Origin of the sequence: Aliivibrio sp. A6, assembly GCF_028765505.1 — a bacterium.
GTDB lineage: Bacteria > Pseudomonadota > Gammaproteobacteria > Enterobacterales > Vibrionaceae > Aliivibrio > Aliivibrio finisterrensis_A.
Genome location: NZ_JARACR010000002.1, coordinates 55,319 through 77,946, shown reverse-complemented (window position 1 = coordinate 77,946; position 22,628 = coordinate 55,319). Strand labels below are relative to the sequence as shown.

At 38.4% G+C, this 22,628-nt stretch carries 22 protein-coding genes; all 22 read left to right on the top strand.

Translation table 11 applies throughout. From position 1 onward, the window contains the following. Positions 1 to 106 precede the first annotated feature (106 nt). The 22 genes from ubiT to deoD all read left to right on the top strand — a co-directional run bounded on the left by ubiT (position 107) and on the right by deoD (position 22,627). A complete protein-coding gene (gene ubiT / locus PVK70_RS01455) occupies positions 107 to 625 on the top strand; it encodes a ubiquinone anaerobic biosynthesis accessory factor UbiT (protein WP_130044291.1) in 519 nt (172 codons plus the stop codon). Next, positions 615 to 1,118 carry a GNAT family N-acetyltransferase gene (locus PVK70_RS01450; RefSeq protein WP_130046859.1) on the top strand — a complete coding sequence of 168 codons (504 nt, stop codon included), beginning with the start codon at positions 615 to 617 and terminating at the stop codon, positions 1,116 to 1,118. Before ubiT ends, PVK70_RS01450 begins: the two co-directional genes overlap by 11 nt. A gap of 129 nt (positions 1,119 to 1,247) precedes the next feature. Further along, on the top strand, positions 1,248 to 1,649 hold the full coding sequence (locus tag PVK70_RS01445; RefSeq protein WP_130046858.1) for a DNA polymerase III subunit psi: 402 nt from the start codon (positions 1,248 to 1,250) through the stop codon (positions 1,647 to 1,649). Further along, entirely contained in the window at positions 1,639 to 2,085 is a 447-nt protein-coding gene (gene rimI / locus PVK70_RS01440) for a ribosomal protein S18-alanine N-acetyltransferase (RefSeq protein ID WP_130046857.1), read from the top strand. The genes PVK70_RS01445 and rimI overlap by 11 nt, the downstream gene beginning before the upstream one ends. A gap of 397 nt (positions 2,086 to 2,482) precedes the next feature. After that, entirely contained in the window at positions 2,483 to 3,694 is a 1,212-nt protein-coding gene (locus PVK70_RS01435; protein WP_130046856.1) for a tyrosine-type recombinase/integrase, read from the top strand. Between the two features lie 427 nt (positions 3,695 to 4,121). Then, on the top strand, positions 4,122 to 4,316 hold the full coding sequence (locus PVK70_RS01430; RefSeq protein ID WP_130046855.1) for a helix-turn-helix transcriptional regulator: 195 nt from the start codon (positions 4,122 to 4,124) through the stop codon (positions 4,314 to 4,316). A 9-nt stretch (positions 4,317 to 4,325) separates the two neighbouring features. Further along, positions 4,326 to 4,559, top strand: coding sequence for a helix-turn-helix transcriptional regulator (locus PVK70_RS01425; RefSeq protein ID WP_130046854.1), 234 nt, complete (start codon positions 4,326 to 4,328; stop codon positions 4,557 to 4,559). A 208-nt stretch (positions 4,560 to 4,767) separates the two neighbouring features. Next, complete coding sequence (locus tag PVK70_RS01420) at positions 4,768 to 5,385, top strand: YagK/YfjJ domain-containing protein (protein WP_130046853.1); 618 nt, start codon at positions 4,768 to 4,770, stop codon at positions 5,383 to 5,385. 435 nt (positions 5,386 to 5,820) lie between these two features. Continuing rightward, on the top strand, positions 5,821 to 7,410 hold the full coding sequence (locus PVK70_RS01415) for a type I restriction-modification system subunit M (RefSeq protein ID WP_130046852.1): 1,590 nt from the start codon (positions 5,821 to 5,823) through the stop codon (positions 7,408 to 7,410). Further along, on the top strand, positions 7,407 to 8,549 hold the full coding sequence (locus tag PVK70_RS01410) for a restriction endonuclease subunit S (protein ID WP_130046851.1): 1,143 nt from the start codon (positions 7,407 to 7,409) through the stop codon (positions 8,547 to 8,549). The genes PVK70_RS01415 and PVK70_RS01410 overlap by 4 nt, the downstream gene beginning before the upstream one ends. 160 nt (positions 8,550 to 8,709) lie before the next feature. Further along, positions 8,710 to 9,684 carry an Abi family protein gene (locus PVK70_RS01405; RefSeq protein ID WP_130046850.1) on the top strand — a complete coding sequence of 325 codons (975 nt, stop codon included), beginning with the start codon at positions 8,710 to 8,712 and terminating at the stop codon, positions 9,682 to 9,684. A gap of 175 nt (positions 9,685 to 9,859) precedes the next feature. Then, a complete protein-coding gene (locus PVK70_RS01400; protein WP_130046849.1) occupies positions 9,860 to 12,748 on the top strand; it encodes a type I restriction endonuclease subunit R in 2,889 nt (962 codons plus the stop codon). Between the two features lie 67 nt (positions 12,749 to 12,815). Next, on the top strand, positions 12,816 to 13,289 hold the full coding sequence (locus tag PVK70_RS01395) for a hypothetical protein (RefSeq protein WP_130046848.1): 474 nt from the start codon (positions 12,816 to 12,818) through the stop codon (positions 13,287 to 13,289). A 342-nt stretch (positions 13,290 to 13,631) separates the two neighbouring features. After that, positions 13,632 to 15,215 (top strand): peptide chain release factor 3, encoded by a 1,584-nt coding sequence (gene prfC, locus PVK70_RS01390; protein WP_130046847.1) that lies wholly within the window; start codon positions 13,632 to 13,634, stop codon positions 15,213 to 15,215. A gap of 102 nt (positions 15,216 to 15,317) precedes the next feature. Beyond that, positions 15,318 to 15,431: a DUF5363 family protein gene (locus PVK70_RS01385; protein WP_130044286.1), complete on the top strand. Its 114-nt coding sequence runs from the start codon at positions 15,318 to 15,320 to the stop codon at positions 15,429 to 15,431. Then, positions 15,431 to 16,207, top strand: coding sequence for a TatD family hydrolase (locus tag PVK70_RS01380; RefSeq protein WP_130046846.1), 777 nt, complete (start codon positions 15,431 to 15,433; stop codon positions 16,205 to 16,207). The genes PVK70_RS01385 and PVK70_RS01380 overlap by 1 nt, the downstream gene beginning before the upstream one ends. A 198-nt stretch (positions 16,208 to 16,405) precedes the next feature. Continuing rightward, positions 16,406 to 17,662 carry a NupC/NupG family nucleoside CNT transporter gene (locus PVK70_RS01375; RefSeq protein ID WP_130046845.1) on the top strand — a complete coding sequence of 419 codons (1,257 nt, stop codon included), beginning with the start codon at positions 16,406 to 16,408 and terminating at the stop codon, positions 17,660 to 17,662. Positions 17,663 to 17,949: 287 nt separating this feature from the next. Beyond that, complete coding sequence (locus PVK70_RS01370) at positions 17,950 to 18,120, top strand: XapX domain-containing protein (RefSeq protein ID WP_005417708.1); 171 nt, start codon at positions 17,950 to 17,952, stop codon at positions 18,118 to 18,120. 265 nt (positions 18,121 to 18,385) lie between these two features. Next, positions 18,386 to 19,162 carry a deoxyribose-phosphate aldolase gene (deoC, locus tag PVK70_RS01365; protein ID WP_130044283.1) on the top strand — a complete coding sequence of 259 codons (777 nt, stop codon included), beginning with the start codon at positions 18,386 to 18,388 and terminating at the stop codon, positions 19,160 to 19,162. A 114-nt stretch (positions 19,163 to 19,276) separates the two neighbouring features. Then, a complete protein-coding gene (gene deoA / locus PVK70_RS01360; RefSeq protein WP_130046844.1) occupies positions 19,277 to 20,608 on the top strand; it encodes a thymidine phosphorylase in 1,332 nt (443 codons plus the stop codon). A gap of 10 nt (positions 20,609 to 20,618) precedes the next feature. Then, a complete protein-coding gene (locus PVK70_RS01355; protein WP_130046843.1) occupies positions 20,619 to 21,839 on the top strand; it encodes a phosphopentomutase in 1,221 nt (406 codons plus the stop codon). Between the two features lie 71 nt (positions 21,840 to 21,910). Then, the gene (gene deoD, locus PVK70_RS01350; RefSeq protein ID WP_060992425.1) at positions 21,911 to 22,627 is read left to right on the top strand and encodes a purine-nucleoside phosphorylase; all 717 of its coding nucleotides are present in this window, start codon (positions 21,911 to 21,913) and stop codon (positions 22,625 to 22,627) included. Position 22,628: the final 1 nt, after the last annotated feature.

The window sequence follows — 22,628 nt, the reverse complement described above, 5'->3', positions numbered from 1 at the left end:
ACCCTAAATTGTAATAAGTACTTTTTTTGATAAGAAACAGGTTAGATATCGGACAATCAATTTATACTTGCTTACAGTTATCGACTAAATGTAATGGAAATTAAGCGTGATTAATCAAATTCGTTCAAAACTAGTAAAAAATGCGGCATCGATCTTAAAAGTTCCTGCAAAGTTAGTTCCTGTTTCAGTTCAACAGAAGGCATTGCTCGAAGGCTTGAAACAAGTATTTCATGAAGCGCTTGACGATGGAGATTTTGAGTTTCTAGAGGATAAATGGTTAAAAGTTTCCATTCTTGATCTCGAATTACATTGGTTTATCAGTTATCAAGATGAAAAACTGATAGTCTCAAACAAAGAAGAGAGTGATGATGTAAGCTTTAGTGGCCAATTAAATGATTTGATTTTAATTGCAGGCCGTAAAGAAGATCCTGACACTCTATTTTTCCAACGTCGCCTTAAAATTGAAGGGGATACAGAGCTTGGGCTTGAAGTGAAAAACTTAATGGACAGTGTTGATCTTGATTCACTTCCAAAACCTTTAAACCAAGCATTGATGACGTTGGCTAATTTTGTCCAACAAGGTTTACAAGAACCTGAAGTAAAAGAGACGATAAATGCTTATTAGAACTGAAGCGCCAGCGGATATTTTAACGATAGATCGATTAGTTCGTGAAACCTTTGAAACAGAAGCAGAAGCAAAGCTTGTGATTTCTTTACGTGAAAACAGTCACTTAACGTTATCATTGGTCGCTTGCTCTGATGAAGGAGAGGTGATTGGACACTGCTTATTTAGCCCTGTAACACTTGATGGTGAAGATTTTAATTGGCAAGGTTTAGCGCCATTGTGCGTTAAAAAAGAATACCAAAAGCAAGGTATTGCTCAAACCTTAGTGAAAGAGGGATTAGAAACCTTAGCTGAATTGGGTTACCCGGTTTCAGTGGTATTGGGTGATCCCGCTTATTATCAACGTTTCGGTTTTGAATCTGCAAAAACATATAATATGAATTGTAAATGGGAAGTGCCAGAAGAGGCATTTATGATTAAGGCGTGCTCTCCTGAGTTTCTAGAAGGGAAAGCGGGCTTAATTGAATATTGCCCAGAGTTTGATTTGCTATAATCCAATAATAGAATGCTCATTATGATTAATGAGCATTTTTATTTATCGCTTTAATCCCTCCGACAACAAGTGGCATCAGTTGAGGAATATTGATAATATTCTTCTCCCTAGATTGACAAGTGAATTGATATGCCACAGCAAGCGTTACAGTTTTTAAATGAAATGAATATTTCAGTTTGGCAAGTACGACAACCTGAATACTTTCCAACATTAGAAGCCAATACCATATCGTTACCAGAAACTTGTCAGTTACTTTTTGTGGCTCCTGCGGTTCCTACTGAGCGCGATGCTTTTCTTTTTGGAAAGGTACTTGCGAGCATGAAATTATCACCAGAGCAGGCGTTATTTCTTCCTTCTAGCGCGTTAGAGTATTTAGCTGAACACAAGCTAACATGGTCTTGGTTTTCGGGTGTACCTATTACTGAGTTGGAAGGGGTGAAAGCATTAAGCTCACCACTGCTTTCAGAAATGCATACCAATACTCAATCACGACGCGATTTATGGCGACAAATTTGTTCTTATGACCATTAATATTCAACCGATCTCTGATTCTCATTTAGATGATATTTGGAGAATCGAAAACGCAGCACATTCACATCCTTGGGCAGAATCTATGATCCGGGAGCTGAACAGTCGCTGCGCGCAACATCGAGTGATGCTAGAAAATGATCAGGTGGTGGGCTACTTCTATGCTCAAAACGTGGTAGGCGAAGTTACCTTGCTGAATATTGCTATTGATCCTGCGCATCAAAGAAAAGGGCTTGGTCGTAAATTGACTGAGTTTTTTATTGATATGTGCATGGAACAAAGCGCTGAATCAGCTTGGCTTGAAGTTCGTGAAAGTAACGTAAAAGCAATTTCTTTATATGAATCAGAAGGGTTTAATGAAGTCACTCGACGTCATGATTACTACCCAACAGCTACTGGTAAAGAAGACGCTATTATCATGAGTTATATTTTCTTTTAAATGCCTCTTATTTAATGCTGAGGTTATTTTAATTCGGTACTTTAGATAATGGCCGTCTTTGAGTATAATCTCGCCTAATTACATCCTTTCTGAAATCTTACAGGATTATCAACGCTTATGTCTTTTTTACAAGAAGTGGGTAAACGCAGAACGTTTGCCATCATTTCTCACCCAAATGACTGAGCGTGTTTCACCTGATATAATCCTGTTTCATTCCCTTTCTTTTTCTCCTTCAACTTACTGAAATTAATCTAATTCCTTATTTGTACACTATCGTTCCATTTCCTCATCTTGCATTCTGTTTCATTTCGTACCATCTATTTTGTGTACATGGCTGTGTACATAAATTAGTATCAACTGATGGTTTATTGATCTTTGTGTACACAGTGGTGGATTTATGGCGTTATCAGATAGTTGGCTAAAGGCTCATGTTGGAAAGGCAATAGATAAGCGAATAGAGAAATCAGATAGTCATGGATTATCTGTTCGAGTGACAACGAAAGGTAAGGTTATCTTTCAGCTACGATATCGCTTTGATGGCAAACCAGTTCGCTTAGATTTGGGGTCATACCCAACGATAAGTTTGAAGCAAGCAAGACAAGAATCATTTCGTCTAAAAGGTTTTTTGGAAGAAGGAAGAGATCCTAAAATTGCCAAAAGACTAGAAAAGCAAGAAATAAGTACAGCGATAACGATAGAGGAGCTTTTTGGCTCTTGGTATGAGTCTTATTGTAAAGTTAACAAAACGATGCATAAAGAAATCAAAAGTTCATTCGTATTACATGTATTCCCTGAGCTTGGTTCTTTACCAGTCAACGAGGTAACAGCTAATCGATGGTGGAATCTTTTAGAAAATATAATGAAATCAAGTAAAAGTATTGCTGATCGAGTTTTAGTTAACTCAAAGCAGATGCTAAATTGGGGAGTAAGACGAGAATTAATTCATAAAAATCCGATAGAGCAAATTACAGCAAAGAAGGATTTACAAATAAAGACGGAAACAAATAATAGGTTTTTTTCTGATGATGAGATCAGTTTATTTCTAGAAGCTATCCACCACTCAAGAATGGCGAAAAAAAACAAAATATTTTTAAAGTTATGTCTGATTTATGGGTGTCGAAACGGAGAGTTAAGACGTAGTGAAAAATCGCATTTTAATTTTATTGACGGTATTTGGACTATCCCTCCAAAGAATCATAAGATCGGGAAGATAACTAAAAAGCCATTGTTCAGACCTATTACTTCTGAAATTCAAATTCTACTAGAAGAGGCTTTTAGTATTAGTGATGGAAGTGAGTATGTTTTTTTGAATGCGGATAGAAAAGCGAAGATGAGTAGAAGCGCTACGTTATCTTTACCGCCCAATATTTCTCAGTGGATTAGAAAAAATAAAAAAATTGAGTTGGAGCATTGGTCTGTTCATGATCTAAGAAAAACAGCACGAACAAACTTTTCTCAATTAACAGAGCCTCACGTTGCTGAAATCATGCTTGGTCATAAACTAGCAGGACAGTGGCAAGTTTATGATTTATACGATTACCTAAAAGAACAAAAAGAAGCGTTACTGAAGTGGTGTGATAAATTATCTAGTTTAGATAAATCTATTTAACGTTCCTCCTTAATTTAACAAATACATCATATGGTTCTAATCTCAGAGTTTAGATGAAAGTACATTGGTATCGCAGAGATAGCCATATGATGTTTAAAAAGCCCTGCACTAGTAAATAGCCTACCCACCTCACTACCTCTGATAATAACCTATCGACACTCTATTCATATCGACCTTGAAAGTCACTGAATCTTTAAGACAGCTTTAAATTAAATAAAAATGGCTATTAAGCTGATTTTTTGTACAGATTTAAGATTTTAGCCCTACATTGAGAGATAAATAACGAGAAGGTGTTACGAGTTTATTTTGTGGCTGTTTACTCATAAATAATCTTTACTATCAATAAGTTATTGTGTGACTTGTTTCTCCTGATAATATTTATTTCAAGAGACTTCACTTGATAAATTATTCATGCATAAGGATTAATATGACTTCATCTACTTTACCCGTGAAACAACTTGTATCGCCTGCTCAATTATCAAAAGTATTACAACGTTCTCGCGTTACAGTTTGGCGTTGGATTAAAGAAGGGATACTTCCTCCACCAATTAAGATTAATGGTACTGTCCTTGGATGGAAGGCGGATGTTATTAATGAATGGCTTGATGTTAACGTAAGCTAGGGACGAAAAATGTTTCAGAAAAACCCGACAAATGATGCTGCAAAAAGAATTGTACAATCTGCACCATTAACGCCATTAATCCGTAAACATGAGCTGGCAGAGCAACTTAATATCAGCACAAAAACGATTGAACGTTGGCTAGAAAAAGGTTTATTACCAGCGCCATTTAAAACCAAAACAGGGAGAACGGTTGGGTGGGCTACACATCAAATTGAAGCGTGGTCAGGCGTGACGTTTAAATAAGCATTAGTGCATAGTTGAAATAGAGGTGTTCATACACCTCATTTTTTTGTCTATAGGTGTCTCAATCTGTCATCTTTTGGACTAAAACGTCTTCGCAAACAACGTTTTCCGGCAATATTATTTTCTTTAAAAACAGCTTTCTAGCCTGCTATACCAGAGAGTTTGGATACTAGATAGTTTTGATTTTTAGTAGGTATATTTAATTATTATGGCAAATTACATACCAAAAATAATACTCAACCCAAATAATAAATATTTAGCTTATTACTTGGATGGCGATACTTATACACCTGTTTTCTATCGTAGTGGCTTAATAGTTAACATTATGGATGCAATAGCAAAGCAGTTAACCGTAATTCAATCTCAGCATTCAAGAGTATTGGTTGGCTTATTGCAGTTTAATTTTTCAAAAGGAAGAGGGACGGTATGCAATACATTAATGAGCCAATTTATTGATAAATACATACCTAAAGTTAAAAAGCATTATAAAGCCTTAGGCTACTCAACCAGTGTTGGTTATGTGTGGGTTCGAGAGCAAGCGGATTCTACGGCGCAACATTACCATGCTGCTTTTTTTGTAAACCAGCAATGTTGTGCAGGGATCTATAAACTGTGGGATATCGCGGTCAGCATTTGGCATGATCTGTGTGGTGGCCATGTAAGACACCCGAATAACGCAGCCCTAATCGTAAAGAGAGATAATGTGGAAAGTCGTCATATAGCATTAACGCGATTAAGTTATTATGCAAAAAAAGAAACAAAGAAAGCTGGAATTTATATTAATAACTATAGTGTCAGTAGAATGAAGGCTAAAAAATCCAGTTAAATGTTTTAAATATCAACCTTAATGTAGGTAATTACTTTGATCAAAATGCAAAAAGAGTGATCAAATAAACAAATATCTGAAACCGATAAGTTATTGTATTTAAAGGGTGAAAAAATATTCGATAATTTGATCAAAATTGATGATTGATCAGTTGTTTTATTTTTTAATGTTTGATTGATTACTAATTTTTAAATAAAAACAAAAGGTTACGGTTTGTTTTGCTTTTTGGGGGGAGATAAGCAATGATCAGTTTTAAAAAAAACGCTCAAACGCAAGGTCGCCCTGCGTGCGCGTGCGCGAATAATGAGAGAGATAAATAGAGTCAATGAGATTTCCATCTTTAAACGCAATTTTACTGACAGCATAGCAGTAACCCTTTCTAACAATCTGATATAATTCAACCAATTCAATATCAAATAGGTTCGTATTTTCATCATGGTTGCACAACAACATCAGCAAGAGCTTAAAAAACAGCTTTGGAACATTGCCAATACCTTGCGTGGCAATATGTCAGCAGATGACTTTCGTGATTACATTCTCGGTTTAATCTTCTACAAATACCTATCAGATAAACTCAATAAATACGCAGATGAAATATTGTCAGAAGATGGCGTTATCTTTGCGAATGTGAATACCACCACAGAAGATGGTAAAGAAATTCTAGAAGCCGTAAAAGAAGAAGCGTTAGATAAACTTGGTTATTTCTTTACACCGTCTGAGTTATTCCACGTTATCGCTAAAGCAGGCGAAGATGGTGAGTTTATTCTTGATGATGTAACCCAAGTGCTTAACAGTATTGAAAATAGCACCATGGGTGCAGACAGTGCGGAAGATTTTAACGGCTTGTTTGATGATTTGGATTTAACCTCAAATAAGTTAGGTAAAACCCCTGATGCACGTAACAAACTTATCTCTCAAGTACTCAAGCATTTAGACAATATTGATTTCCACTTAGAAAGCAGTGAAATTGATATTCTAGGTGATGCCTATGAATATCTGATTGGTATGTTTGCCAGTGGTGCAGGTAAAAAAGCAGGGGAGTTCTATACCCCTCAAATGGTGTCTAAGTTGTTGGCTAAGTTAGTGACGCTTAATAATCTTAATCTTAAATCAGTGTATGACCCAACGTGTGGCTCTGGCTCATTGCTTTTACGTGTTGCAAAAGAAGCCAACAACGAAGATTTAAAATTCTTTGGGCAAGAACAAAACCCAAGTACTTACAATTTGGCACGTATGAACATGATTATGCATGATGTTCATTATAATAAATTTGATATTCAAAATGACGATACCTTAGAAGTGCCATTACATATTGATGATCGTTTTGATGCTGTTGTAGCCAACCCTCCATTCTCTGCGTCATGGTCTGCAAATCCATTGCATTTAAACAATGAACGTTTTTCGGATTACGGTAAGTTAGCCCCTAAGGGCAAGGCGGATTTTGCTTTTGTTCAGCACATGATTAATCAATTGGATGACAACGGCACAATGGCAGTGGTATTGCCTCATGGTGTGTTATTCCGTGGTGCAGCAGAAGGGCATATTCGTAAGCATTTAATTGCTGAGAAAAACTACCTAGATATGGTGATTGGTCTACCTGCTAATATCTTCTTTGGTACGTCTATCCCTACCTGTGTATTGGTGCTTAAAAAGAACCGTAAGCATGATGATAATGTGTTGTTCATTGATGCAAGTAATCATTTTGAGAAAGGCACAAACAATAACGTTATTCGTGAATCAGATTTAGAACGCATTTTAAATGCAGTGACGAAGCGTGAAAACTTATCTGAAGAAGAATTAAAGAAATTCGCTCATATCGCTACAAAAGCTGAGTTAAAAGAGAACGATTACAACCTAAATATTCCTCGTTATGTCGATACCTTTGAAGAAGAGGAACTCGTCGATTTAGCTGCGGTAGCAAAGCAGTTAGTAGACAACGATAAAACCATGTTAGAGACAGGTAAGACGATTGCTGATTTTTGTGCTGAGTTGGGTATTGATGCACCGTTTGAGGTGAAGGGATGAGACAGGTACTAACGCCTAGTTTACGTTTTGAGGAATTTCAGGACAATTGGGAATTAAAAAACCTAAAAGACATATTTGAATTGAAATATGGAAAAGACCATAAACATCTAAATCAAGGTATTTACCCGATGTTAGGTTCTGGTGGCATTATGCGATATGTAGATTCATATTTATATAATCAACCTAGTGTATTGATCGGTCGAAAAGGCACGATAGATAAACCATTGTTTATTACAACCCCCTTTTGGACTGTAGATACTTTGTTTTATACGGTCATAAAGCAAGGACAAGAGCCTTATTTTGTTTATTCGTTGGCTCAGACTATTAATTGGTATAAATATAACGAGGCAACAGGCGTTCCTAGTTTAAATACGTCTGGTATTTACAGTGTTCCTGTTTACGTGCCTCTAATTAAAGAACAAAAAAAAATAGCATCTTTCCTAACGTCAGTTGATAGAAAAATCAGTCAACTAACAGAAAAGTATCGTCTTTTAAAAGAATACAAAAAAGGCGTAATGCAGCAGATATTTAGTCAACAGCTTCGCTTTAAAGATGAAGATGGGAAAGCGTTTCCTGAATGGGAACAGGATCGTTTAGATTCATTTATTGAGCGCGTTAATAATCCTGTTGATGTAGAAAAAGCTAAAGAATATAGAGAGATCGGTATTCGTTGTCATGGCAAAGGTCTTTTTCATAAAGATAAAAAATCAGGGGAAGAACTAGGCAATAAGCGAGTGTTTTGGGTTCATCCTAATGCTTTAATTATCAATATAGTATTTGCTTGGGAAAGAGCTGTAGCAGTGACTTCTGAACATGAGAATGGTTTTATTGCTTCGCACCGTTTCCCTATGTTTATACCTAAAGAGGGGAAATCAGATTTAGATTACTTATTATATTTTTTCTTATCTCCCAAAGGCGAATATTTATTAAACTTAGCTTCTCCCGGTGGGGCTGGGCGAAATAAAACATTAGGGCAGGCAGAATTTTCAAAGCTCAAGGTAACTCTACCATCATTAAAAGAGCAGCAAAAAGTTGCTCAGTTCTTTCAATCTATTGACAAAAAAATAGATGAAGTAGCACAACAAGTAGAGCTAACCAAGCAATTCAAAAAAGGCTTATTACAGCAGATGTTTGTATAAATCATTACGGTTTGATAAAAGTCCGGAGTAAGGTCCGGAGTAAGGTCCGGAGTTCATTTAAAGGTCCGGACCTTACTCCGGACTTTGATTATCTATTGATATACCATTTGCTACCTCTAGCATTATTTAGTGATTAAATAACAAGGAATCGTAATTATTTATGTCGTATGAAAAACCATGGCACTCTTGTGAAGAAATGATAGTTAAGCTACGTGAGCGTGGTTTAACGATTACTGATGACGAGAAAGCACTTTCTTATTTATCGCGCATTGGTTATTACCGATTGAGTGGCTATTGGTATTCATTTCGTCAGCAAGAAGAAGTCGATGGTAAACAAATTAAGCTAGACAGTTTTAAAGAAGGGGCGACCTTTGAGCAAGCGGTCAGGCTGTATGTTTTTGATAAAAAATTACGACTGTTAGCGATGGATGCCCTTGAGCGAATTGAAATTGCTTTTCGTGTTGAGATTGCACATCTTTTGGGTGAAAAAGACAAATTCTCTTATCTAAATCCAGATTTTTTCCATGAGTCATTTTCTAAAACCTTAAAACCTCATACTGGATTAACAGAGCATCATACTTGGTTGGGCAAACAAGCAGGGTTAATTAGCCGCTCAAAAGAGACGTTCATTAAGCACAATAAGAAAAAACATGGTTTACCACTGCCAATATGGATCAGCAGTGAAGTGTGGGATTTCGGAGCTCTTTCATTTTTATATGGCGGAATGAAAGAAGCCGACCAAGATGTCATTGCGGCTAAATTTGGCTTAACTAATGGACGAGTATTATCAACTTGGCTGCGTTCTCTAAACTACTTGCGTAATATCTGTGCTCACCATAGCCGACTTTGGAACCTTAACGTAGTCGAGATCCCTAAATTACCCTCAAAGAATGAAGTGCCTTGGATTGCTCCATTTGTGGAACATGACAGGCTAAAAAGTCGTCCTTTTCTACTCTTCTGTATAATAAAGCACTTAATGAACACCATTAACCCTAACTCTACGTGGTGGGCAAGATTAACGAATTTAATGCACACAGAATTACCAGATATGACTGTTTTAGGCTTAGATTTAAATAGTATGGGTGTGACAGAAGATTGGGCAACGATGTTTTCAGAAATGAAAGATGAGAATTAATAGGCAATAAAAAACCCCTAAGCAATTTACCAATGAAGGTATACCGATAGGGGTCATATTGCAGAGAAATATAATTTACTCTGACGATTTTAGCAACTTATTTATTATTAAATTTGAACTGGCGCAGTGCTATTTGTGCTTAGTTTAGCGGTTGAAAAAGAGATGTACGACAGTTATGGCTTATCAAAGTGAACAACAATTAGAAGACAATTTAATTGTCCAATTGAGTATGCAAGGGTTTGAGGTAGTGGCATTAAAAGACAATGCAGCACTAGAATCAAACTTAAAAAAACAGCTAGAGAAGGTGAACGATTGCTCACTATCTGACAGTGAATTTAAGCAAGTATTAAATAAACTAGAAAAAGGTAATATTTTTACCAAAGCAAAAACCTTACGTGATCAGTTGGATGTTTCTTTAGATAATGGCGATAGCCGCCATTTAACCTTGTTGTGTAATGATGTAAGTAAAAATACATTCCAAGTTGCACAGCAAATTACGGTTAAAGGCGTATATACCAACCGCTATGACGTCACTATTTTAGTTAATGGCTTACCGTTAATTCAGATAGAGCTGAAGCGTCGAGGTATTGAGCTTAAAGAAGCTTTTAACCAAGTAAAACGTTATCAACTGCATTCCTATCATGCTAACCATGGCTTGCTTAATTTTATTCAATTGTTTGTTATTTCTAATGGGGTTAATACTCAGTACTTCGCTAACAACAGTGAAATGTCAGCTAAACAAACCTTTGATTGGACAGACGTAGACAATAAACGTATTAGTAAATTGTCTGATTTCAGTCAGGCATTTTTACAACCTAAGCATTTAACCGCGATGCTAAGTAAATACATTGTATTAAATGAAACGGAAAAATGTTTAATGGTGCTACGCCCTTATCAGTTCTACGCGGTAGAGGCGATAGTCAATCAAGTAAAAGCCACCACTAAGAACGGTTATATCTGGCATACCACAGGCTCAGGGAAAACCTTAACCTCATTCAAAGCCGCCCAAATCATGACGACACTTTCAGAAGTGGATAAAGTTGTGTTTGTGGTGGACAGAAAAGATTTAGATTATCAAACCGCCTTAGAATTTAATGCCTTCTCTAAAGGGTGTGTGGATAGCACTGATAATACAAATATGCTCTTTCATCAATTAATTGATAAACCAATGAAAGGGAAAAAAATCAATGAAAGCCGTAATCCAAAATTAGTTGTTACGACATTACAAAAACTGAATAACGTAGTAACCAAATCACGCTACCTAAAAGAAATGGAACCATTAAAAGATAAACGAGTGGTGTTTATTTTTGATGAGTGTCATCGAAGCCAATTTGGAGATACGCACCAAAATATTACCGCTTTCTTTAATGGCGCTCAGTTGTTTGGTTTTACTGGAACGCCAATCTTTGTTGATAATGCCGTTGCTAAAAAATCGGTTAAGAAAACAACCAAAGATTTATTTGATGAACGTTTGCACGCCTATGTGATTGTCGATGCAATACGAGATCAAAATGTATTGAAGTTTGCGATTGAATACGTGGGTCGTTATCAATACAAAACAGGGTCAAAAAATAACATTGATATTGATGTAGAAGACATTGATACCAAAGAGCTATTGTCATCACCTGAACGTTTAGAAAAAATCACAGATTACATCATAGCGAACCATAGCCGTAAAACTCACAGTCGTACTTATAACGCCATGTTTTGTGTCGCAGGTATCCCTGAGTTGATTCAATATTATGAGCTGTTCGCTAAGAAGAAAGAAGAGGGCAAGCATAAGCTAAATATTGCGACCATTTTTAGCTACGAGGCCAATGAAGAGCAAGAGTTTGAGCTAGGCAATCTTGATGGTGAGCAGATAAAAGAAAGAGCAGCAAAGTATCTTAATGAGGGGCAAACAGCTAAGTTACATAGTAGGGATAAGTTAGATTCTTTTATCGCTGATTACAATCAAACGTTTGGTTCAAGCTATAGCACTAAAGACAGCGATTCGTTTTACGATTATTACAAGAACATAGCCAAGCGAGTGAAAGAAAAAGAGATAGATATTCTTTTAGTAGTGAATATGTTTTTAACGGGTTTTGATGCAAAGTGCCTTAATACCTTATATGTCGATAAAAATTTAAAACACCATGGGTTAATTCAGGCGTTTTCACGCCCTAACCGTCTGCTAGACGAGAAAAAGTCCCATGGTAATGTCGTATGTTTCCGAAACCTTAAAAAAGCCGCTGATGAGGCGTTTACGTTGTTTTCTAATAAGCAACCAAAAGAAATAATTGAAACGCCACCTTATGATGAACTATTGGCTGATTTTGATAAGGCTCATCAAGCATTAATGGCAATTACACCAACGCCTGATTCTGTCGATGATTTACCAGATGAAGAGGCTCAAAAGTTGTTTGTACTTCAATTTCGTAAACTTCTTCAGTTAAAAAATATGCTGAGTAATTTTGCTGACTTTGATATGGCATCAACAGGAATGGATGAGCAAGAGTTCCAAGACTTCATTAGTAAGTACGCTGATTTAAACCGTCAAATCCGTGAAAGCTCAATCAAAGAAAAAGTGTCTATTTTAGATGATGTCGATTTTGAATTAGAGCTACTACATCGTGATGAAATTAATGTGGCCTACATACTTCATCTATTGCGTGAATTGCATGGTGCAGACAGTGAAGAAGCTAAAGAGAAAAAACGTCAAGTCATTGCGAATCTAGTAAGTACTGACCCAACGTTACTTAGTAAGAAAGAATTAATAGAAAAGTTCATGAATGAGCATCTTGATGGAATACCTGCTCACGCTGATGTTGAAGAAGAGTTTGAGTTCTTTTGGGAAAAAGAGAAGCGATTAGCACTAGAGAAAATGGCAATAGAAGAAAAGCTTAATCAAGGTAAGTTAGAGAGTTTAGTCAGTCGATATGAAACGAGTGAAGTTATGCCACTGCGTGATGACTTTGCAGCAACGCTTGAGAGTAAACCAACCATACTGCAACGTAAAAAGATTGTAGGCCGCTTAACTGAGAAATTTAAGGGCTTTGTCGATACGTTTGTTGGTGGATTTTAGAAAACGATAATTGGAATATGTCACTTGTGGGGATATAATGTTTCTTTATTGATGGTAACGTATTGATATGATTAACAATAAAGCTTTAGTTTCATTTTTTCTCGCCTCTTTGATGACAGGTTGCTCTCCATCTGTTTTGCCTTCTGCAAATTTAAATATGGTAGATGTCGAAAAAATTAACCAATCAGGTGCATTCAATGATGCGGCTTTGCAGCAGTATCAGGCTGATCTATCTGCTTGCGGTAAAGGTAATGAAGCATGTCAAGGAAAGGTGATGTTCAGTATTTATGATACTGCATTTACTTCTCAAGGCTTCTCTCAAATTAAAACTGCGATTTCATATAGCAAATGGATGGTTCAAGTAGGAGATATGTCACCAACACGTGATGACATCATTATATCTCAAAATTGGGGGCAACTTCTTATGGGATCTTTTATGTGTATAAGCCACAAGGAATGCAGTGATTGGCTTTTATCTGAAAAAAAGGTAACAAAGAATGAGCTTGATGAGTTCAAAGCATTAGTTAATAAACTTAATTAATGATGCTATTTTTACTGTAAAACTAGATATGTCATGTACTAGGCTCGATATGGTTTATCGAGCCTTTTTATTTTCCTTCTAAATATCTATTTTTAGTAATGATAAATTAATAAGTTTAATAGTTAATGAAACTATTTCAGGTAACGTGGTAGGTGTTCGAGGGCTTAATCTTCTATTAATAGCTTATTATACTAATGGCAGGTTTATTCCTGTATCACTGGCTAGATCGGTACAATTCCTTTAAAATTACATCATATTTGCTTCTTTGTATGAAGCCCGATTCATAAGTATGATTCAAATTGAGTACATACTTGTGTACATAAAACCAATTAAGAGCACTGAATGAGTATTTTTCTTCAAGAAATTCAAAAGCGTAGGACTTTTGCCATCATTTCTCACCCGGATGCGGGTAAAACAACCATTACTGAAAAAGTATTATTATTCGGAAACGCGATTCAAAAAGCGGGTACGGTAAAAGGTCGTGGTTCAAACCAGCACGCAAAATCAGACTGGATGGAAATGGAAAAAGAACGTGGTATCTCGGTAACTACGTCGGTAATGCAATTTCCATTTAATGGTTGTCTTGTTAACCTTCTTGATACTCCTGGACACGAAGATTTCTCTGAAGATACTTACCGTACACTAACGGCTGTAGATTCATGTCTAATGGTTATCGATGCCGCTAAAGGTGTCGAAGATCGTACTCGTAAATTGATGGAAGTAACACGCCTACGTGATACACCTATCGTTACGTTTATGAACAAATTAGACCGTGAAGTACGTGACCCAATGGAAGTGCTTGATGAAGTAGAAAGCGAGCTAGGAATGGCTTGTGCACCTATTTCATGGCCGATTGGTTGTGGTAAAGAATTTAAAGGTGTTTACCACATCCACCGCGATGAAACGATCTTATACGCATCAGGCCATGGTCATGAAATTCAAGAAGTTCGTACTATTAAAGGTTTAGATAACCCAGAGTTAGATGTAGCTGTTGGTGCTGAGCTAGCTGCGAATGTTCGTGAAGAGCTAGAGTTAGTAATGGGTGCTTGCCCTGAATTTGATCTTGAGCTTTTCCTTGCCGGTGAATTAACGCCAGTATATTTTGGTACCGCATTAGGTAACTTTGGTGTTGATCACATGCTAGAAGGCTTAACTGATTGGGCTCCTGCACCACAAACACGTGAAGCAGTAGAACGTCCAGTTGAAGCAACAGAAGATAAGTTCTCAGGCTTTGTATTTAAGATCCAAGCAAACATGGATCCTAAGCACCGTGACCGTATCGCTTTCATGCGTATTGTGTCGGGTACTTATACTCAAAGCATGAAAATGAATCACGTGCGTACAGGTAAGAGTGTTAGTATTTCTGATGCGGTAACTTTCATGGCGGGCGATCGTTCTCGTGCTGAGACGGCGTATGCGGGTGATATCATTGGTTTACACAACCACGGGACCATTCAAATCGGCGATACGTTTACACAAGGTGAGAGCTTAAAATTCTCAGGTATTCCAAACTTTGCCCCTGAATTGTTCCGTCGTATTCGCCTAAAAGATCCACTAAAGCAAAAGCAACTGCTTAAAGGTCTTGTTCAACTTTCTGAAGAAGGCGCGGTACAAGTATTCCGTCCACTTCAAAACAATGATTTGATCGTTGGTGCGGTTGGTGTACTTCAGTTTGATGTGGTCGTATCTCGTTTAAAATCTGAATATAACGTTGAAGCTATTTATGAAGGCATCAGTGTAGCAACTGCTCGTTGGGTTGAATGTACTGATGGCAAAATCATGGATGACTTCCAGCGTAAAAACCAAAGTAACCTAGCGTTAGATGGTGGTAATAACTTAACGTACATTGCCCCAACGATGGTTAATTTGAATTTAGCGTCTGAGCGTTTCCCTGAGGTTCAATTCAGAGCGACTCGTGAGCACTAATCTAGTTGTAATCAAATAAATAGAAACGGAGTCTTAACGGACTCCGTTTTTGTATCTATAGTATAGAGATAATGACGGTAATTAATGATAAGGAAGGCGAGGGTGCTGAAACTGATTAAGTTATGGATTAAGAAATACGATGATTGGTGTAAGTCGCTAGGGTTAACGCCTGAAAATAAACGCAGTTGTGTCCCTTATAAAAAAGAAGAAGAGTAATGGCTTTCCGATTCATTGATTCACACTGTCATTTTGATTTTGCACCTTTTAAAGGTAACGAAGCCTTGTATTTACAAATGGCAAAAGACAGAGGAGTAACAACATTCATTGTCCCTAGTGTGAATCAATCAAATTGGAATCAAGTGAATGGTTTATCCAAACAGTTTGATGGTATTTATTACGCATTAGGCATTCACCCATTATTTATTACATCAAACTATGAAAAAGAGTTAGAAAGTTTAGCTGCGTTGCTTGATGAAGAAAATAATAAGTGTGTAGCGATTGGTGAATGTGGATTGGATTTTTGGCATCAAGACAATGATAAGGAAATACAAATCTCTGTTTTTCGCCAGCAGTGTTTATTGGCAAAAAAGCATCAACTTCCTTTAATTATTCACAGCCGTAAAAGCCACGATATGGTAGTAAAGCTGTTGAGAGAAATTAAGCCAGAGAGAGGCGGGGTTATTCATGGCTTTAGTGGTAGCTTGCAGCAGGCGAATCAATTTATTGAATTAGGTTTCTATATTGGTGTCGGTGGCGTGATCAGTTACGAAAGAGCTAAGAAGACCAAAATGGTGGTTTCACAATTGCCTTTAGATAAAATTTTACTAGAAACTGACGCTCCAGACATGCCACTATTTGGTTTTCAAGGACAAAAAAACACGCCAGATAAAGTACAAAAAGTATGCAAACACTTGGCTTTGATTAGAAAAGAGTCAATGCAAACGATTTCGGAAACTGTTTATAAAAATACCACCTCTTTGTTTGGGATTTGAGTTATTAGTCATTTCTTTAGGTGTAATTGATGATTATTTAGAAACCTCTTAGTGATAATGATCACAATTATGAATGAACAAAGCATGTATCAGCCGCGAATATGTGACGACAGCATTACTTTATTGGTGGTTCAATGAGTATAATCGCCCCCGCTAATTTGAAACACGCCAACAATAAATTTAGGGAAAACTTTAACTATGAGCCTGCTAATGAGTTTGGTTGGGATCGTGGTACTGCTAGGTATAGCTGTACTTCTTTCTGACAACCGCAAAGCAATTAATTTACGTACTGTGGGTGGTGCATTTGCTATCCAATTCTTCCTAGGCGCATTTGTACTTTATGTACCTGTGGGTCGTGATGTACTTTACGGTGCATCTGAAGCCGTTGCGAACGTAATCAACTATGGTAACCAAGGTATCGAGTTTTTATTCGGTGGCCTAGTATCAGGTAAAATGTTTGAAGTATTTGGTGGCGGCGGTTTCGTATTCGCACTACGCGTACTTCCTGTAATCGTATTCTTCGCTTCATTAACAGCGGTTCTTTACTACCTAGGTATCATGCAAATCGTGATTAACTTCCTAGGTGGTGCTCTACAGAAAGCGCTTGGCACATCTCGTGCGGAATCACTATCTGCTACAGCTAACATCTTTGTTGGTCAAACTGAAGCGCCTCTAGTTGTGCGTCCGTTTGTTCCAAAAATGACTCAATCTGAGCTATTTGCAGTAATGTGTGGTGGTCTAGCCTCTGTTGCTGGTGGTGTACTTGCTGGTTATGCTTCTATGGGCGTGCCTCTAGAATACCTAATCGCAGCATCATTCATGGCTGCACCTGGTGGTCTTCTGTTTGCTAAAATCATCAAACCAGAAACTGAAACACCAATTGATCAACTTGACGCACTTGATAACGAAGGCGAAGACAAGCCAGCTAACGTAATCGATGCTGCTGCGGCAGGTGCTGCAACAGGTATGCAACTTGCGTTAAACGTAGGTGCAATGCTTCTTGCTTTCATCGGCCTTATCGCGCTTATCAACGGTATCTTAGGTGGCGTTGGTGGTTGGTTCGGTATGCCAGAAATCACGCTAGAGCTTATTCTTGGTTACATCTTTGCTCCACTTGCATTCCTTATCGGTGTGCCGTGGGAAGAAGCGACAATTGCAGGTTCATTCCTTGGTCAAAAACTGGTAGTTAACGAATTCGTTGCATACTTAAACTTTGCACCGTACCTAGCTGAAGGCGCTGAAATTGTTCTTTCTGAGAAAACGAAAGCAATCATTTCATTCGCACTATGTGGCTTCGCAAACCTTTCTTCTGTAGCGATTCTACTTGGCGGTCTTGGTAGCCTTGCACCAGCACGTCGTCATGACATCGCTAAGATGGGTATGAAAGCTGTTGCTGCTGGTACATTATCAAACCTAATGTCAGCAACAATCGCAGGTCTATTCCTATCTCTATAATCTTATAGAGCAGAGCAGATAATCACAAAAACCCGCACTTATTGCGGGTTTTTTTATGTCTGTTATTTAAGTAATAAGTGTGATGAAAATATGACGTTATTTCACATATTTTGTGTAAAAAAGATTGAGATGCAAACCGATTGCGTTACCACACGAAAACAATCAAGCTAAATTATATTGATATAATGAATCCATAATAAAAGAGAGAAGAACTGCTAGGTTAAAAAAATAAACTATGGTCTAAACTATAGTTAATGCACACACAACCTAAAAAATGAGAGTCAATTATGAATGAAGTTTTACTATCTATGTTCGCGGGTTTGATTGTTGGAGTTGTTTTCTCTGCAATTAAGCTGCCTATTCCAGCGCCACCAGTTCTTTCTGGAGTGATGGGAATCGTCGGTGTTTACGCCGGTGCTGTCGGCTACCAATGGATTGTTGAACGTTTCTTTTCATAATCTCAGTGTCTTTCTATGGAAACATGGTTTCACTAGTGCCACTGAACAAGTATTGGTAAAATGAACCATGTTTCAACGGTGTCTCATGATGAGACGTTAGAGCGGTACTCATTCATACTATTGAAGTAAGTACTGGCGGCAAAATGGATATTGATTGAGCGTTATGCGCTCAAGTCTTCAAGGAATCAAGTCCGCTCATTTGCTGTTGAACTTAATATATGAACAGCAAAACTATCAAAGAATTTATTCTATTTTGGAGATAACAATGAGCGATTTAAAAGCAGCGGCACTACGTGCATTACAATTAATGGATTTAACGACGCTTAACGATAATGATACAGACGAAGCAGTAATTGCACTTTGTAAAAATGCAAAAACAGCAGTAGGCAATACCGCAGCAGTTTGTATTTACCCACGTTTCGTTCCTATCGCTAAGAAAACGCTGCGCGAGCAAGGCACACCAGAAGTGCGTATCGCAACAGTAACTAACTTCCCACACGGTAATGACGATATCGCTATCGCAGTTGCAGAAACTAAAGCTGCTGTGGCTTATGGTGCTGATGAAGTTGACGTGGTATTCCCATACCGTGCGCTTATCGCAGGTGATGAAACGGTTGGTTTTGAGCTAGTTAAGCAGTGTAAAGAAGCGTGTGGTGATGTTCTTCTTAAAGTGATCATCGAAACGGGTGAGCTAAAAGAAGAAGCGTTAATTAAGAAAGCATCTCAAATCTGTATTGAAGCAGGCGCTAACTTTATTAAAACATCAACAGGTAAAGTGCCTGTTAATGCAACACCAGAATACGCTCGCATGATGCTAGAAGTTATTCGTGATATGGGCGTAGCGAAAACAGTTGGCTTTAAGCCTGCTGGCGGCGTTCGTACTGCTGAAGATGCACAAGCATACCTAGCAATGGCTGATGATATCTTAGGTGGCGATTGGGCTGATAACATGCACTACCGTTTTGGTGCATCAAGCCTACTGACTAATCTACTAAATACATTAGAAGTAACAGAAGAAACAGCTGATCCATCAGCTTACTAGTTTCTCGTTACTTGATTTATAGCTAAAAATAAATCGACTTAGGTGAGGCATTACCGCCTCACCTACCTCAACCCTACCTATATTAATTACCCAACCAAGATTGGGGAGGCACTAATGTATCTACCACAAGAGATTATTCGCAGAAAGCGTGACAATAAAGTACTAACAACAGAAGAAATTAACTTTTTCATTCAAGGTGTTGCAAAAAATACGGTATCTGAAGGTCAAATCGCCGCATTTGCCATGGCGGTTTACTTTAATGAAATGACAATGCCTGAACGTATCGCATTAACGTGCGCTATGCGTGATTCAGGAATGGTGATTGATTGGAGCCACATGAACTTTGATGGTCCAATCGTTGATAAGCATTCTACTGGTGGTGTAGGTGATGTAACCTCATTGATGCTTGGCCCAATGGTGGCAGCATGTGGCGGTTATGTTCCTATGATCTCTGGCCGTGGTTTAGGTCATACTGGTGGTACGCTAGATAAGCTAGAGTCAATTGCTGGTTACAACATTATGCCAAGCAATGAGATTTTTGGTAAAGTGACTAAAGAAGCGGGTGTAGCAATTATTGGTCAAACGGGTGATTTAGCACCGGCTGATAAGCGTGTATATGCAACTCGTGATGTAACGGCAACGGTTGATAATATTTCATTAATTACAGCCTCTATTTTGTCTAAGAAATTAGCCGCGGGTTTAGACTCGTTAGTTATGGATGTTAAAGTGGGTTCTGGTGCATTTATGCCAACTTACGAAGCGTCAGAAGAACTAGCAAAATCAATTGTAGCAGTAGCTAATGGGGCTGGAACCAAGACAACGGCATTATTAACAGATATGAACCAAGTGCTTGCCTCGACAGCGGGTAACGCATTAGAAGTACGTGAAGCGATTCGTTTCCTAACGGGTGAATACCGTAATCCTCGCTTATACGAAGTTACGATGGCGTTGTGTGCTGAAATGTTAGTTATTGCTAACTTAGCAAAAGATGAGCAAGAAGCGCGTGCTAAACTACAATCTGTACTAGATAATGGTAAAGCGGCAGAATGCTTTGGTAAAATGGTGTTTGGCCTTGGTGGGCCAAGTGACATTATTGAAAATTACGATAATCATTTAGAAAGCGCACAAATCATTAAACCTGTATTTGCTGATAAAGCGGGTATTGTTAATGCGATGGATACTCGCGACTTAGGTATGGCTGTAGTGGGCATGGGCGGCGGTCGTCGTGTTGCAACGGATACTATTGATTATGCGGTTGGTTTAAGTGATATGATCCGTCTAGGCCAAACTGCTGATACAGAGCAACCATTAGCAATGATTCACGCTCGTAATGAAGAACAATGGCAACAAGCAGCGGATGCGGTAAAAGCAGCCGTTGTGATTAGTGAAGAACAACCAGAAATGACTCCGGAAGTTTATCGCAAAATTCGCCCTGAAGACGTGTAAGGAAGAAAACATGAAACGTGCAATAATTTTAGTACTTGATTCATTTGGTATTGGTGCCGCAGGCGACGCTGAGAAGTTTGGCGACGTAGGTTCAGATACGATGGGTCATATTGCTGAGCAGTGTGATAAAGGCCTAGCTGACAACAGTAATCGTAAAGGCCCTTTAACGCTTCCAAACCTTTCTAAGCTTGGTTTAGCGATGGCGGGTAAAGAGTCTACAGGTCAATTTGCCGCAGGTTTAGACGCGAACGCTGAGATCATTGGTGCTTACGGTCATGCTGCCGAATTGTCTTCAGGTAAAGATACGCCTTCTGGTCACTGGGAAATTGCTGGCGTACCTGTATTGTTTGATTGGGGTTACTTTTCTGATAAAACAAACAGCTTCCCTAAAGAACTGACTGATCGCATTCTTGCTCGTGCAAATCTTTCTGGTTACCTAGGTAACTGCCATGCATCGGGCACACAAGTGCTTGATGACTTGGGCGAAGAGCATATGAAAACAGGCATGCCTATTTTCTATACCTCTGCCGATTCCGTATTCCAAATTGCCTGCCATGAAGAGACATTTGGTTTAGATAACTTATTAGCATTATGCCAAATCGCGCGTGAAGAGCTTGAAGATTATAATATTGGTCGAGTGATCGCTCGTCCATTTATTGGCCCTGGTAAAGGTCAATTTGAACGTACGGGTAACCGTCGTGACTTATCTCTTGAGCCACCAGCTGCGACTGTTTTACAAAAATTAGTGGATGAAAAAGGCGGACAAGTTCACTCAATTGGTAAGATCTCTGATATCTATGCTGGCTGCGGTATTACTAAGAAAACTAAAGCGACAGGTATTCCTGCGCTGTTTGATGCGACTAAAGACGCAATTGAAACAGCAGGTGATAACACCATCGTATTTACAAATTTCGTAGATTTCGATTCAGCGTATGGCCACCGTCGTGACGTTGCAGGTTATGCAGCTGCGTTAGAGTACTTTGATGGTCGCCTTCCTGAAATCATGGATATGCTGCAAGAAGACGATATTCTTATTTTAACGGCTGATCACGGTTGTGATCCAACATGGCCAGGTACGGATCATACTCGTGAGCATATTCCAGTCATTGTTTATGGTCATAAAGTACCAGCGGGTTCATTAGGCCGTCGTGATACCTTTGCAGATATTGGTCAAACCTTAGCAGAGTACTTTGAAACCTCTGATATGGAATATGGTAAATCGTTCCTATAAAAAATAATAAGCAGTAGAGCTCTCTCTACTGCTTTTTTCTATTTAAAGTTAAATAAGCAAGGATATAAATTATGGCTACTCCACATATTAATGCTGAAATGGGTGATTTTGCAGACGTAGTACTGATGCCTGGTGACCCAATCCGCGCAAAATACATTGCTGAGACATTCCTTGATGATGTAGTGCAAGTATGTGATGTTCGCAATATGTACGGTTTTACAGGTACTTATAAAGGCCGTAAGATTTCTGTTATGGGCCACGGTATGGGTATCCCATCATGCTCAATCTACATGACAGAGTTAGTGAAAGATTTCGGCGTTAAGAAAGTTATCCGTGTTGGTAGTTGTGGTGCGGTTAATGAAGGCATTAAGTTACGTGATGTAGTTATTGGTATGGGTGCATGTACTGATTCAAAAGTGAACCGCATCCGTTTTAAAGATCATGACTTTGCAGCAATTGCTGATTATGAAATGGTTCGTAATGCAGAGCTAGCGGCTCAAGCGCGTGGCATCGATGTAAAAGTAGGTAACCTTTTCTCTGCTGAGTTGTTCTACACACCAGATCCAAGCATGTTTGATCTAATGGATAAATACGGCATCGTAGGCGTAGAGATGGAAGCGGCGGGCATGTACGGCGTGGCTGCGGAGTATGGCGCAAAAGCATTAGCGATTTGTACCGTATCGGATCATATTAAGACTGGCGAGCAAACAACCTCTGATGAACGAGCAACAACATTTGATGAAATGATGCTAATTGCACTTGATTCAGTACTGCTTGGCGACAAGTAGT